This window comes from Caballeronia sp. GACF4 (assembly GCF_023631025.1).
Classification (GTDB): Bacteria; Pseudomonadota; Gammaproteobacteria; order Burkholderiales; family Burkholderiaceae; genus Caballeronia.
On sequence record NZ_JALQDW010000026.1, the window covers coordinates 305,782 to 318,859 of the forward strand.

The 13,078-nt window shown below is 61.7% G+C and carries 13 protein-coding genes; 10 read left to right on the top strand and 3 right to left on the bottom strand.

Annotated elements, in window-relative coordinates:
- Window positions 1-70: 70 nt before the first annotated feature.
- Window positions 71-856, top strand: a complete 786-nt coding sequence (locus NCR40_RS25255) for a phytanoyl-CoA dioxygenase family protein (protein WP_250511014.1) — start codon at window positions 71-73, stop codon at window positions 854-856.
- Window positions 853-1,803, top strand: a complete 951-nt coding sequence (locus NCR40_RS25260; RefSeq protein ID WP_250511015.1) for an aldose 1-epimerase — start codon at window positions 853-855, stop codon at window positions 1,801-1,803. Before NCR40_RS25255 ends, NCR40_RS25260 begins: the two co-directional genes overlap by 4 nt.
- A gap of 70 nt (window positions 1,804-1,873) precedes the next feature.
- Here the strand turns inward: NCR40_RS25260 and NCR40_RS25265 are convergent, their stop codons facing one another.
- Both NCR40_RS25265 and NCR40_RS25270 read right to left on the bottom strand, forming a co-directional pair.
- Window positions 1,874-2,191 carry a hypothetical protein gene (locus NCR40_RS25265; protein WP_250511016.1) on the bottom strand — a complete coding sequence of 106 codons (318 nt, stop codon included), beginning with the start codon at window positions 2,189-2,191 and terminating at the stop codon, window positions 1,874-1,876.
- A 144-nt stretch (window positions 2,192-2,335) separates the two neighbouring features.
- Window positions 2,336-2,662 (bottom strand): hypothetical protein, encoded by a 327-nt coding sequence (locus NCR40_RS25270; protein WP_409015138.1) that lies wholly within the window; start codon window positions 2,660-2,662, stop codon window positions 2,336-2,338.
- Here NCR40_RS25270 and NCR40_RS25275 point away from each other — a divergent pair.
- The 3 genes from NCR40_RS25275 (at window position 2,661) to NCR40_RS25285 (ending at window position 5,750) form a co-directional block, all read left to right on the top strand.
- Window positions 2,661-3,020, top strand: a complete 360-nt coding sequence (locus NCR40_RS25275; RefSeq protein WP_250511017.1) for a DUF3140 domain-containing protein — start codon at window positions 2,661-2,663, stop codon at window positions 3,018-3,020. The two genes, NCR40_RS25270 and NCR40_RS25275, sit on opposite strands and share 2 nt — an antisense overlap.
- Before the next feature lie 77 nt (window positions 3,021-3,097).
- On the top strand, window positions 3,098-4,309 hold the full coding sequence (locus NCR40_RS25280) for a putative DNA modification/repair radical SAM protein (protein WP_250511018.1): 1,212 nt from the start codon (window positions 3,098-3,100) through the stop codon (window positions 4,307-4,309).
- A 7-nt stretch (window positions 4,310-4,316) separates the two neighbouring features.
- Window positions 4,317-5,750, top strand: a complete 1,434-nt coding sequence (locus NCR40_RS25285; RefSeq protein WP_250511019.1) for a UdgX family uracil-DNA binding protein — start codon at window positions 4,317-4,319, stop codon at window positions 5,748-5,750.
- On the opposite strand, the gene NCR40_RS25290 is transcribed toward NCR40_RS25285, so the two are convergent.
- Window positions 5,747-6,535 carry an SDR family NAD(P)-dependent oxidoreductase gene (locus tag NCR40_RS25290; RefSeq protein WP_250511020.1) on the bottom strand — a complete coding sequence of 263 codons (789 nt, stop codon included), beginning with the start codon at window positions 6,533-6,535 and terminating at the stop codon, window positions 5,747-5,749. The genes NCR40_RS25285 and NCR40_RS25290 overlap by 4 nt on opposite strands.
- Before the next feature lie 324 nt (window positions 6,536-6,859).
- On the opposite strand from NCR40_RS25290, the gene NCR40_RS25295 reads away from it, so the two are divergent.
- The 5 genes from NCR40_RS25295 (at window position 6,860) to NCR40_RS25315 (ending at window position 12,722) form a co-directional block, all read left to right on the top strand.
- Window positions 6,860-7,612, top strand: coding sequence for a DUF4410 domain-containing protein (locus NCR40_RS25295; RefSeq protein WP_250511021.1), 753 nt, complete (start codon window positions 6,860-6,862; stop codon window positions 7,610-7,612).
- Window positions 7,613-7,669: 57 nt separating this feature from the next.
- The gene (gene cls, locus NCR40_RS25300) at window positions 7,670-8,950 is read left to right on the top strand and encodes a cardiolipin synthase (protein ID WP_244830842.1); all 1,281 of its coding nucleotides are present in this window, start codon (window positions 7,670-7,672) and stop codon (window positions 8,948-8,950) included.
- Between the two features lie 118 nt (window positions 8,951-9,068).
- Entirely contained in the window at window positions 9,069-11,183 is a 2,115-nt protein-coding gene (locus NCR40_RS25305; RefSeq protein WP_250511022.1) for a putative bifunctional diguanylate cyclase/phosphodiesterase, read from the top strand.
- A 72-nt stretch (window positions 11,184-11,255) separates the two neighbouring features.
- Window positions 11,256-12,029: a ParA family protein gene (locus tag NCR40_RS25310; protein WP_250511023.1), complete on the top strand. Its 774-nt coding sequence runs from the start codon at window positions 11,256-11,258 to the stop codon at window positions 12,027-12,029.
- A gap of 429 nt (window positions 12,030-12,458) precedes the next feature.
- On the top strand, window positions 12,459-12,722 hold the full coding sequence (locus NCR40_RS25315) for a hypothetical protein (protein ID WP_250511113.1): 264 nt from the start codon (window positions 12,459-12,461) through the stop codon (window positions 12,720-12,722).
- The last annotated feature ends 356 nt before the right edge of the window (window positions 12,723-13,078 follow it).

Genomic DNA, 13,078 nt, shown 5'->3' on the forward strand with positions numbered 1-13,078 from the left:
TGACGGACGGATTACGCCCATGCCATTCTTGGCTTCACTTCGGCAAACATAAAACAAGGAGACGACACGCATGGGCCGATACGACGAGAGCGCAAGAGATGCGCTCGCGCAGGACTTCGAGCGCGATGGCTTCGTTTTGTTGCGGGCACACTTTCCACGCGCAACCATCGAAGCTTGGCGCGATGCGTTCATGCCTTTGCTCGCGCCGCATAGAGAAGCAGCGGACGGAAATCGCGGGCCAGGCCGCTATTACGTGACCTTGCCCTTCGAAGGCGCATTTGCCGATCCATCGATTTTTTGCGATGAGGACATCGTGGCCATCGTCGAGCGCGTAGCCGGCGCCGATCCGGTCATGTGCCAGCTCGCAACTGATACGCCCGTGCGCGGTTCTGACTTTCAGGACTGGCATCGCGATACGCCCGCGCTCTTCGACGACGCGCCGGAAACGCCTTCGTTCCAGCTAGCGGTGAACTTCCCGCTCGTCGATGTCGACGACAGCAACGGTCCGCTCGAAACCACGCGCGGCACGCATCGCATGTCGCGCGAAGAAGCGCTCGCCGGTCTCGCCGATGGCCGCTTCCCCGCCGAACGCGTGCCAATGCGAATTGGCGACGTGATGATTCGCGATGTACGCGGCTTGCATCGCGGCACACCGAATCTTTCCGGTGCGCCCCGGCCTATGGTCGTGGTCGGCTACAGCCGGGCGTGGTATTTCCGGCCTGAAGTGCGGATCGATGTGCCGCGCGATGTCTTCGCCAGCTTGCCCGCTCGCGCAAAGCGTTTGCTGCGTTACAACCCGCAAGTCGAAAGCACGGCGCGCACCTTCGACGAAAGCTACCGGCAGTTTGCATATTGAACGCCGCTCTAGACTCCAACGCCCGCGGAAGTGAAGCGCTCGTCGAACTGCGTCATGGCGCGCGGCGTGTTGTACTCGCTCCGCATATCGGCGGCGCGATAGCTGCGTTCTTCGAAACGCGCGATGACGGCGTCGTTCACTGGCTGCGGCCCGCTACGCCGGATGCGCTCGCTGGAAGGAATCCGCTCGGCATGGGCAGTTTTCCGTTGCTGCCGTATTGCAACCGCATTCGCGATGCGCGCTTTGCCTTCGATGGCGTGGAGATCGATCTGTCCGGCGACGGCAACGGTTTTGCGCACGCGCTGCATGGCAATGCGTGGCGGCTGCCGTGGCAAGTGAGCGCGTTATCGGAGGCGCAGGCGACGTTGAGTTTGCGGCACGAGCCTTCGCAAGAAGCCGCGCATCACTGGCCGTTCGCTTACGAAGCCGAACAGCGCATCACGCTCGACGCACATGCGCTCAATGTGACGATCAAGATGCGCAATCTCTCGCCAAGAGCGATGCCCTTCGGCATGGGACATCACCCGTACTTTCCGCGCACCGAAGCGACTTTCGTTCACGCAAATGTCGACTCGATGTGGCATGCAAGTCCCGATCCGCTGCCGCTGCACGCCGGTCCGCATGCTAGCGTCGATGCACTGACTTCGACGCAAGGTATGTCTGCAAACGGCTTCGATCTGGATAACCACTTCACGGGTTGGAAGCACACGGCGACAATCGACTGGCCGAACGAAGGCCGCTCGGTCACGCTGCACGCCGATGCACCGCTGGACTTCATGGTGATCTACGCGCCGGCCGTGTTTCCTTCACTGCTTTGCGTGGAGCCGGTGAGCAATGTCGCGGACTGGGTCAATTTGAATGTCGAGCCGGCGCTGAAGGGAGGAGGCGTGCTGCAAGCGGGTGAGTCGATCACGGCATCGTTTTCGCTTACGACCAACGTGCGCTGATTCATCGATTCGCTGAAGAACAAACGAAAGCGCCCGGACCAAGGCCCGGGCGCTTTCAACTGTTGACGACTTAATTGGACTGGCCGCCAGTGCTGTTGTTCGACATGCCGTTGTTCGACATGCCCGAGCTGCCCTTTTTCATCTTGCCCATCTTGTGCGAGCCGCTGCTGTTCGAACCGGATGTGTCGCCACCGGTGGCGCCCGAGGTCGAACCCGTCGTGCCGTTTGCGTTCGGTGTGCTCATGCCCGTGCCACCTTGACCCGCGCCGTTACTGCCTGCCGTGCCGCCACCGCCGCCTGCTCCGCCGCCCGCGCCCTGCGCGAATGCCGCGCCCGACAAGCTCAGAACCAGCGCCGATACCAGCAAGCTTTTTTGTGCAATCTTCATGATGTCCTCCCGAGTGGAATTTCGATGCGCGCCGCCTCGTGTCCGGAGCGACGTCGCTGCTTACATACCGCAATCGGCGTGCCGCGTTGCGAGCGAGCAGCTTTCAGCCGTCGACGTCTAAAAGAAAGAACACCGGGTTAGCGGTTAGGCAAGCACTTCGTCACACCACTCAATAGCCCACGAGCGCGCGCAATGCAGCGCATCCGCCTGGCTCTGGAAGGAGTCGAGATCGCCTGAATCGAAAACTTCCACATGCGCGGTGTCGTCTTCCGAGGCGCGCGTAATTCGCGCGTGAGCCTGGTAGTTCCCGTCTTCGTCGTGTGGCGCGGTGCAGTCGATGTGAAAGGACCGGTAATCAAAGCGCATTGATTTCTCCGTAGGTGAGTGGACAAAGGCTAGCACGCTTGCGGCGTCTTGCCGGGTGCATGGCTTGCTCTTTCGTGACGAGAAACTTAACGGATGAACGCTCATGACCACTCGACACGCGCAGCATGGACACCCTGCGGACGAAGATGAAGCCCAAATCTACGGGGCTTTCAAGGACCTCGTGAACATGACGCCGCACCAGATAGAAAAGTGGCTCGCGACGGATCAATCCCGCGAAGTTGGCCAGAAAGACGGCAACAGCGAGTCCGTGGGACACAAGTCGGGGCGGCACATTATCGACATACTTGGCAAGAAGAAGGCTGACCTGAGCGGTGACGACTACGCGCATATGCGCAAAGTGGTCGGCTATATCAAGCGACACCTCGCGCAACGACCGAATGACGTCGAGCACTCGCATTGGCGCTATTCGCTGATGAACTGGGGTCATGATCCTCTCAAATAAGCCTGCCGAAACGGTCGATTGCTTTCCGCTACTCACACCCATAGAATACTGTACGTATATACAGTATAAAAGCCAAGATGGAACTGTCCGAAAAGCTCGAAATTCTTGCTGACGCCGCCAAGTACGACGCGTCGTGCGCCAGCGGCGGCGCGCCGAAACGGGAATCGCGCGGCATCGACGGGCTCGGCGCAAGCACGGGCTCGGGCATTTGCCATAGCTTCACGCCGGACGGCCGCTGCGTGTCGCTGCTCAAGATTTTGCTGACCAACTTTTGTCTCTACGATTGCCGCTACTGCATCAACCGCCGGTCGAGTAACGTGCCGCGCGCCCGCTTCACGCCGGACGAAGTCGTCAAGCTCACGCTGGACTTCTATCGCCGCAATTACATCGACGGCTTGTTTCTCAGTTCAGGCGTGATCCGTTCGTCGAACTACACGATGGATCAGCTCGTGCAAGTAGCACGATTGCTGCGTGAAAAGCATCGCTTTCGCGGTTATATCCATCTAAAGACCATACCGGATGCCGACCCGGAACTCATCGAACTGGCGGGGCGTTATGCGGACCGCTTGAGCGTCAACATCGAGCTGCCGACCGAAATCAGCCTCGAACGTCTTGCGCCGGAGAAGAGCGGCCGCACCATCAAACTCGCGATGGGCAACATTCGCGTGGCGCGCGAAGAGTCGGAAGCGGAGCCGCGCGCGCCGCGTTTCGCGCCCGCCGGGCAGAGCACGCAGATGATCGTTGGCGCGGACGAGACCGATGACCGCACCATCCTCGGCACGGCGGAAACGCTGTACGGTTCTTATCAACTCAAGCGCGTCTATTACTCGGCCTTTAGCCCTATCCCCGACAGCCCGTCGGGTGTGCCGTCGCAGGCGCCGCCATTGTTGCGCGAGCATCGGCTGTATCAGGCGGATTTTCTGATGCGCGGCTATGGCTTCGAAGCGCAGGAGTTGCTCGGAACGGCCGGTAACCTCTCGCTCGATATCGATCCTAAGCTCGCCTGGGCGCTGTCGCATCGCGAACGCTTTCCGGTGGATCTGAACGCCGCGCCCGTGCGCATGATCTCGCGAGTGCCGGGCATCGGCATGCGTAATGCCAAGCGTATCGTCGAGTTGCGCCGTTCGCGGCGCGTGCGGTATCACGATGTCGCGCGGCTGCGTTGCGCAATGGACAAGGTGAAACCGTTCATCGTGACGGACGATTATCGGCCGCCGCTGCGCGAAGCGTCGACGGAGCAGTTGCGGCGTTCGCTCGCGACCGAGCCCGTGCAGTTGTCGCTCATCTGAGCGAATCATGCACGTCATCGAGATAAAGGACGACTTCGACTCCTGGCGGGGCGCGGCGCTCATCGCGCTGGCAAAAGAGCGCGCGCCCGAATCGATCGAATGGCGCACGGCCGAAGGCGCGGCGCAAGCGCCTGCGCTGTTCGGCGACGTCGTTGAAGACGCCGCCGCTTCCGAGGTGAAGCCCGCACAGATCCGCGTTTCGAAGGAGCTGGCGGCGTTGCTGAAAGACGCAGCCTGCTTTCGCGACGAACGCCGCTGGAGCTTCCTCTATCTCGTGCTATGGCGCTGGACGCATGGCGACCGTTCGGTGGCATCGCCCGCGGATGAAGACGGCGCGCGGCTTTACAAGATGGCCAAGGCCGTGCGGCGCGCGCAGCACGACATGATCGCCTACGTGCGTTTCCGGCAGCGCGACGAGGCGCTCGGCGCGCCCGAGTACGTCGCATGGTACGAGCCGGATCACGACGTGCTCGCTTGGGCCGCCGAACACTTCGCGGCGCGCATGGGACGCTCGTCATGGCTCATCACCACGCCCGACGGCGCCGCGCTCTTCAACGGCGAGCGCCTGCAACTCGAGCGCCGCCGCGCGCTCGCCGCCGATCACGCGAACGACACAGCCGACGCCGCCGAGGCGCTCTGGATGACCTACTACCGCAGCATCTTCAACCCGGCGCGGCTGAACGAGAACGCGCTCGAACAGCATATGCCGGTGCGGTTCTGGAAAGGTTTGCCCGAAGGCGCGCTCATTCCCAAGCTCGTGAGCGATGCGCGCGGCGGCGCGCGGCGGGTCGGCCAGGCGCGCAGCGTCGGCGCACTCGGCGGCAAGGCGGTGCAGGTCGAAGCCGACGCCGCGCAACCCGAACGCGACGCGCCTACATCGCTCGATGAATGCCGCCGCTGTTCGCTGTGGAAGCACGCGACGCAAGCCGTGCCCGGCAGCGGCCCGGCCGACGCGCGCATCATGCTGCTCGGCGAGCAACCGGGCGATCAGGAAGATTTGAAGGGCGAACCGTTCGTCGGCCCGGCAGGGCAGTTACTCGACGACGCCATGCGCCGCGCGCAGCTTCCGCGCGAGCAGGTCTATCTCACGAATGCGGTCAAGCATTTCAAATGGGAGCCGCGCGGCAAGCGGCGCTTGCACAAGACGCCCGGGCAGCAGGAAATCGAAGCGTGTTCGTACTGGCTCGACAAGGAGCTTCAGGAGACCGGCGCGCGCGTGATCGTCACGCTCGGGGCCACGGCGCTGACTGCCTTGCTCGGCAAGCGGGCGACCTTGCAGGCGCATATCGGCCGCGTGGTGCCGTATGGCGACAAGTTCATCGTCGCTACATATCACCCTTCGTATGCGCTGCGGCAGAACGACGAAGCCGCGCGCGAGAAAACCGTCGCGGCTATCGTCAGTGCGCTCGAAAAGGCCGCCGAAGTGAACGCGTCGCGCTAAAACGCCGACTTCACGACGCCGCCATCCGCGCGAACCGCCGCTCCGTTGGTCGCCGAAGACAGTTCCGAGCACACATACACGACCGTGTTCGCAATCTCCTCGGGCGTGATGAAGCGCTTGAGAATCGAGGTCGGCCGGGCTTCCTCGAAGAACTGCTTTTCGAAGTCCTTCAGGCTCTTTCCGCCCGAGAGCTTCTCCGCGAATTCCGTGACGCCTTCCGAACTCGTCGGACCGGGCAAGACCGAATTGACCGTCACGTTCGTGCCCGAACACGTCTCGGCGAGACCGCGTGACAGCGCCAACTGCGCGGTCTTGGTCAACCCGTAGTGAATCATCTCGACGGGAATCTGAATACCGCTCTCGCTGCTGATGAACACCACGCGGCCCCAGTTTTTCTCCTTCATCTTCGGCAGATAGGCGCGCGAAAGCCGCACGCCCGACATCACGTTGGCGTTGAAGAAGCGCAGCCATTCTTCATCGGAAATTTCTTCGAAGGGTTTGGGATCGAAGATGCCCATGTTGTTCACGAGAATATCGACACTCGGGAAACGCTTCACGAGTTCCGCGACCTGAACGGCATCCGATACGTCGCCCGCAAAACCCTCGGCCTGTGCGCCCGGCGCCTGCTCCTTGAGCTTGGCAAGGGCGGCATCGACGGAAGCCTGCGAGCGGCCGTTGAGGATCACCCGCACGCCTTCGCGCGCGAGTCCCACCGCGATGGCGTGCCCGATGCCCTTGGTCGATCCGGATACGAATGCCAGCTTGCCGGCGATCTTGAGGTCCATATGCGCTCCTTGAAAACGATTCGTGGATGCGGCGCGCCACCTCGCGCGACGCCTGGCGGTCATGGTAACCAGAAGTGGTGCACCTCTGCACAAGCGGTGCGCCGGCGCGGGCCGCGAAGGCCGCGAAAGACGTGAAACCTCGCGACATAAATGCTCGATGGCGCACGCGGCGGGCATCGTCCATAGTGGCGACCAGCGTGACGCAGACATCGCGGTAACGAGTGAACCGAAGCGCCGTATCACGCACAGCCAGGATCGCGGTTATACGGTCCGATATCCCCGAATTTTTGCTTTCCGGCGCGGCCGGCATACAAGGTGCACATCATGTTCGACTCGATCAAGACCCCTTCGCTCCACTCGCTGCTGAAGCTGGCTCGCCGCGCGACGGTGGCAAGCCTGTTTGCCGGAGCGGCGCTCATGGCCGGTTGTGCGAACGCAAACGCGCAGACCGTCGCAGGCCCCGACGTGATCTACGTCTACGCTTTCGATAGCGACGCGTCCCAAGTCAAGCTCGATCAACATGGTCTCGTGTCGAAGCTTTCCCGCGCGTTCTCGGGCGATACTTCCGCCGCACAGCAAGCGCAGGACGCCACGGCCGCGCGTGAGGAAGTGGCCAACGAAATCGTCGCGAAGCTGCAAGCGCAGGGTCTGCGCGCCATTCGCGCCGACGTCGCGCCGCCGGACGATCAAAACGTGCTCGCCGTGGTCGGCGACTTCAGCACGATCGATGCGGGCAATCGCCGCCGGCGCGTCCTGATCGGACTCGGCGCGGGCGAAAGCAAGGTGGGCGCGAACGTGCAACTCGTCTTCAAGCCGGCGCACGGCGCGCCGCAAGTCATCGAACAGTTCGATGCCAAGGGCGACAGCGGCCACGCACCGGGCGTCGCGGAAATGGCGGGCGTCGGCGCGGCGGCGGGCCATGTGGCGAGTTCGCTCGCGGTATCGGGCGGCATGCACGCGGTATCGGAGACGAAGCACGCGGATGTATCGTCCGATGAAAAGCGCCTGGGCGACGCCATCGCCAAGGAAATCGCCAAGGTGAGCCGGGAAGCAGGCTGGACGGCATTTAGCGGTTGAACAAAAACCCAATACACTGTGGGTCCCGGACGCCAGTTCCTTCACCGAGACCCCCGCATGCCGGCGCTTGCCCTGATTGCTGTGATTGTCCTGACCGTCGTCGTGACCGTGGTCATCGTGCTGCTGATCGCGAATCTGACGAGCGGCGAAAAGAAGATCGAACACAAGATCGAACGGCTCTACGCGAGCGACGACCCGCAATTCCTCCGCTCGATGGGACTGTTGCTCGGCCCGCCCGTCGTGGATGGCAACTGCTTCGAGATGCTCGTCAACGGCGACCAGATTTTCCCGTCTATGCTCGCGGGCATTCGCGGGGCGAAGAAAACCATTACCTTCGAAACGTTCATCTACTGGTCGGGCAAGATAGGCGAAGAGGTGGCCGCCGCGCTCGCCGAGAAAGCACGCTCCGGCGTCGCGGTACACGTGCTGCTCGACTGGGTCGGCTCCTCGAAGATGGACAAGCGCTACTTGCAGATGCTCAAGGACGCGGGCGCGGAGGTCATTCAGTATCACAAGCCGCACTGGACCGGTCTTGGCCGCATGAACGACCGTACGCACCGCAAGTTGCTCGTGATCGACGGTCATACGGGCTACACGGGCGGCGTCGGCATTGCCGAGGAATGGACCGGACACGCTCAGGACGAGAAGCATTGGCGCGACACGCACTTCAGGATAACCGGCCCGGCGGTGGGACAGATGCAGGCGGTCTTCATGGACAATTGGGTCAAGGCCACGGGCAACGTGCTGCACGGCGGCGACTACTTTCCCGAGATCGCGCCCGCGGGCGACGGCCTCGCGCACATGTTCAGCTCATCGCCCTCGGGCGGTAGCGACGACATGCAACTCATGTATCTCATGGCGATCACCGCCGCCACGACGTCGATCCATCTGTCGAGTGCGTATTTCGTGCCGGACAAGCTGACGATCAACGCCATCGTGGAAGCGGCGAAGCGCGGCGTGCGCGTGCGTATCATCACGCCGGGCAAGCGGATCGATACACACACGGTGCGCGAAGCCTCGCGCGCCTGCTGGGGCGACCTGCTCGCGGCGGGCGTGGAGATGTACGAATATCAGCCGACCATGTTCCACTGCAAGCTGATCGTGGTCGACGAATATCTCGTGTCGGTCGGGTCGACCAACTTCGACAGCCGGTCTTTCAAGCTCAACGACGAAGCCAATCTCAACATCTACGACCGCGACTTCGCGGCCCAGCAGACCGCTATCTTCGACGACGACGTGACCCGAGCCAAACGCATCACGCTGGAAGACTGGCAACATCGGTCCTTGCGTGAACGCGTGCTCGAACGCGTGGCCGCGCTTCTCGATTCGCAACTTTGAAGCGCTTCTTACCTGGACAAAAGTTGCGTGCGGAACTAATTGCAGCCGCACACTAAAGAAGCGCGATACCGCGCCGATAAGACGCTCACACTATTGAGTCTTCGACATCGGCCCGGACATGCACGGCACCTATAACTTATGGCTGGTCGCGGCATCCTTGATCGTCGCGACGCTTGCCTCCTTCACCGCGCTCGACATTTCGGGCCGCCTCGCCATGCTTGGGCAGTCGCGCCTGCGCCACGTCTGGCTCGCAGGCGGCGCGGCGTCCATGGGCCTCGGCATCTGGTCGATGCATTTCATCGGCGTGCTGGCGTTCCAGTTGCCGATTCCGCTCGGCTACGACTTCTGGATCACCACGGGATCGCTGGTCATCGCCGTCCTGACATCTTTCTTCGCGCTCTACGTGATCACCGGCGCAAAGCTCACGGCGCGACGGCTCGTGGTCAGCAGCGTGATGATGGGCGCGGGCATCGCGGCCATGCACTATACGGGCGATGCCGCCATGCGCATGCTGCCCGCGATCGTCTACGACCCGACGCTGTTCGCGGCGTCGATCGTGATCGCCATCGTGGCTTCGGGCGCGGCGTTGTGGATTGCGCGAACCTTGTCTGACGCGAACAAGTCGCACGTGCTGCCCAAGCGCGCGGCGGCGGCGCTGGTGATGGGAATCGCCATCACAGGCATGCACTACACCGGCAACGCGGCGGCCGAATTCGCGCCGGGTTCGATCTGCGGCGCGGCCAACGATGTCGATACACACTGGCTCGCGACTACCGTCGTGCTCTTTACGCTCACCATTCTGATCATCACGCTGGTGCTGTCGCGCCTCGATGCGCGCACCGCGTTCCTCGCCGGCTCCGTCTCGCGGCTGAACGGACAGATCGTGCGCATGGCGACCTTCGACACGCTGACCGATTTGCCGAATCGCAGCACGATCACCGAGCGCATCGAGCGCGCGATCAAGAGCGTGCAGTCGGGCGGCAACGGCTTCGCCATTCTCTTCATGGACCTCGACGGCTTCAAGACGATCAACGATTCGCTCGGCCACTCCATCGGCGATGAAGTGCTGAGGGCTTTCGGCCGGCGTCTGCAACAATGCGTGCGTGGTGGCGATACGGTGGCGCGCATCGGCGGCGACGAATTCGTCGTGATGCTGGAAAATCTTCCCGAGCCCGCCGATGCCGAAAAGATGGCCGAGCGCGTGCTCGAATCCATGCGTCAGGGGCTGATGGTCGCGAAACATACCTTGCAGGTAATGCCGAGCATCGGCATTGCGCTTTATCCGCAGGACGGCGACACGGTCGATGCCTTGCTCAAGCACGCGGATATCGCCATGTATGAAGCGAAGCGCGGCGGGCGCAGCACCTATCGCTTCTTCGAGGCGAGCATGAACGAAGCCGCCGTGCGGACCTTGCAGATTCAGCAGGCGTTGCACGAGGCATTGAACGCGGGACACTTCTATTTGCTATTCCAGCCGAAGTTTCGCGGCGCCAACGGTACGCTGGCGGGCGCGGAAGCGCTCATCCGGCTGGATCATCCCGTGATCGGCGTACTGACGCCGCTCGAATTCATTCCGATTGCGGAGCGCTCGGGGCAGATCGTGCAGATCGGCTACTGGGTCGTGCGCGAGACTTGCCGACATATCGCGCGCTGGCGTGCCGAGGGGCGGCCGGCGGTGAAGGTGGCCATCAACTTGTCGCCGCGTCAGATGAACGAAGTGGACCTCGTGGCGAACGTGATGCGAATCGTGCGTGAAGAGAGCGTGCCGAGCGACCAGATCATGTTCGAGATCACCGAGACCGTCGCCATGCAGGACGCGCCGCGCACCATCGAGATGATTCGCGCGTTTCAGGACAATGGCTTCGAAATCGCCATCGACGATTTCGGCACGGGTTATTCGAGTCTCGCGTATCTGCAGCGGTTTCGCGCGAAGCAATTGAAGATCGACCGGTTCTTTACCAACGGGCTGGACGAGAACGGCCACGAAGGGCGCGCGATCGTGTCGGCGATCATTGCGCTCGCGCATTCGCTGGACATGGATGTGGTCGCGGAAGGCGTCGAGACGGGATCGCAATTGAATCGCCTGCAAGACTTGATGTGCGATGAAATGCAAGGCTTCTTGCTGGCGCGACCGCTTTCGGCGGATGCGTTTGGCGAGTTGCTGGTTCCCTCGAACGCGAGGACCGATGATGCGGTAAATGGCGCATCGGCGTCTGGCTTAATTACGGGATAAGCGCGCCGGGGGTTTCATAGCGATCCATACAATCTCCCTCCCGAACGAAGCTAGTGCTGGAGCGAGATGTCGATGTACAGAAGTAACTTGCCGCATGTATTGAGCTTTATCAATCTCAAGGGCGGCGTGGGAAAGACCACGACGGCGGTGGCCGTCGCCGAAATGCTTGCGCACGAGTTGCGCAAGCGCGTGTTGCTGATCGACCTCGATCCGCAGACGAACGCAACCATCAATCTCATCTCCGAAAGGCGCTGGGACGAACTCGATCGCGAAGGGCAAACCATCGCGCAGTTGTTCGAGGACAAGATCAACCTGCATCGCAAGCCGAAGTTCGATATAGAGAAGGCGATCGTGCGCGGCGTTTCCACGGTCGATGGCGGCATTGCGCGGCTCGATCTCTTGCCTTCGAGCATCCGGTTGATCGACTTCGAAGAGCGCATTGCGATGATCTCGCACAACCCCGGTTTTCTGATTAGTCCGCTCGATGTCTTGCGTCAGGCGCTGGAGCCGGTGCTTGAGCGTTACGAGTATGTGATTATCGATTGTCCGCCGAGTCTTGGTTCCGTCACGAAGAACGGCTTGCGCATTTCCACGGGCTATTTGATTCCGACGATACCGGACATCGTTTCGACTTGGGGCATTTACCAGATCGTGCAAAACGTACGGAGCTTTGGTGCGCGCTTTGGGCGCGTGCTCGAGCCGCTTGGGATCGTCGCGACCAAGGTGCAGAGGAACAACCTGCACGCGCGCGTGATGAGGACTTGTTCCATGGACGACTGGGCAAGTTCTCGGAAGAGGGCGTGCCGCAGCCGCGCTTTTTCAAGAGCAGAATTCCGCTGGCGGTAGACGTCGCGCGAGGCGGTGATGCGGACGCGGGGCTGCGCACGCTGAAAAGCAAGTATGGCATCGAAGCCTATGAGGCTTTGCACGAGCTTACCTTGGAGATATGGGCGCTATGCGAAGCACGATGCCATTGAGGAAGTTGTTGATGCGGCTTGCCCGGGTGGTGGTGGAGGAGGAGGCGGTTTATCCTGGGTTTGCGGTGAGACTAGGGGCGGTGTTGGTTTCGGTAGGGCAGGAGGTGGAGGCGGCTGCGGCTCCGACTGCAGTGCAGGTTCCTGCGGCGGTTCCAAGTCCGGTCAGGTTGCAGCCGAGGTTGCGTCTGCGGTTCCTGCCTATGCTGCGGCTGCGGCTGCGGATGCGGATGCGGATGCGGATGCGGATGCGGATGCGGATGCGGTTCCGACTTTGCGTGCGCGCTCGCCGAAAATCGCCTTGCCCGATGTGCATAAGGAGTTTGCCAAGCTCGGCGATGAAGGCTTGCGCATATGGCTGCGTTCACTCGCGGTGGATACGCTTAGGGCGATCATTCGGCGCGAAGATATGGATGCGGCGCGAAGGGCTTCGAGATGGAAAGATGTCGGAAGGCTGGCAGAGTTTATCGCCGATGCGCTGGAGGTCAGGAGGAATCGAGGTGCGGCGTTTATTGGGCGCGAGCTGCGGGACATTGGCGGATCGTCAGATGGTATGGACGTCTGACGCCAACGCGTGGGTTCTGGGAAAATAGAAAGCGGTCGTCCTTCAGAACGATGAGGGGCCATTTGTAGCGGCCCGCCTATCGCTCGCACAATTAGGGCAGCGGTGGCAATCAACGAATAATGTTCATGTCGAATGGCATATTCTTTGGGTACATTCCTGCGCAAGTTCGCCGATGCGACAGACATGGCGTAGAGGTCGCAGCCCTGCTTTAAGAAAACGCGGAGCCATCGGTGATGGCTCCGCGAATCATAGTCGCTAGCTAATTATCTTACTGAACAGATATCGCGATTCCGGACTTTAGGCCACCAGTTGTATCGGCTCGGTTGATGTTGATTGTAACGCTCGTATATGAGGAA

What these genes read in the sequence shown, in the direction of transcription:
- NCR40_RS25275 (WP_250511017.1), top strand. Translation starts at nt 2,661, where the DNA reads ATGACCACTCGACACGCGCAGCATGGACACCCTGCGGACGAAGATGAA.
- NCR40_RS25295 (WP_250511021.1), top strand. Translation starts at nt 6,860, where the DNA reads ATGTTCGACTCGATCAAGACCCCTTCGCTCCACTCGCTGCTGAAGCTG.
- NCR40_RS25265 (WP_250511016.1), bottom strand. Translation starts at nt 2,191, where the DNA reads ATGAAGATTGCACAAAAAAGCTTGCTGGTATCGGCGCTGGTTCTGAGC.
- NCR40_RS25305 (WP_250511022.1), top strand. Translation starts at nt 9,069, where the DNA reads ATGCACGGCACCTATAACTTATGGCTGGTCGCGGCATCCTTGATCGTC.
- NCR40_RS25255 (WP_250511014.1), top strand. Translation starts at nt 71, where the DNA reads ATGGGCCGATACGACGAGAGCGCAAGAGATGCGCTCGCGCAGGACTTC.
- NCR40_RS25290 (WP_250511020.1), bottom strand. Translation starts at nt 6,535, where the DNA reads ATGGACCTCAAGATCGCCGGCAAGCTGGCATTCGTATCCGGATCGACC.
- NCR40_RS25285 (WP_250511019.1), top strand. Translation starts at nt 4,317, where the DNA reads ATGCACGTCATCGAGATAAAGGACGACTTCGACTCCTGGCGGGGCGCG.
- NCR40_RS25270 (WP_409015138.1), bottom strand. Translation starts at nt 2,662, where the DNA reads ATGAGCGTTCATCCGTTAAGTTTCTCGTCACGAAAGAGCAAGCCATGC.
- NCR40_RS25310 (WP_250511023.1), top strand. Translation starts at nt 11,256, where the DNA reads ATGTACAGAAGTAACTTGCCGCATGTATTGAGCTTTATCAATCTCAAG.
- NCR40_RS25280 (WP_250511018.1), top strand. Translation starts at nt 3,098, where the DNA reads ATGGAACTGTCCGAAAAGCTCGAAATTCTTGCTGACGCCGCCAAGTAC.
- cls (WP_244830842.1), top strand. Translation starts at nt 7,670, where the DNA reads ATGCCGGCGCTTGCCCTGATTGCTGTGATTGTCCTGACCGTCGTCGTG.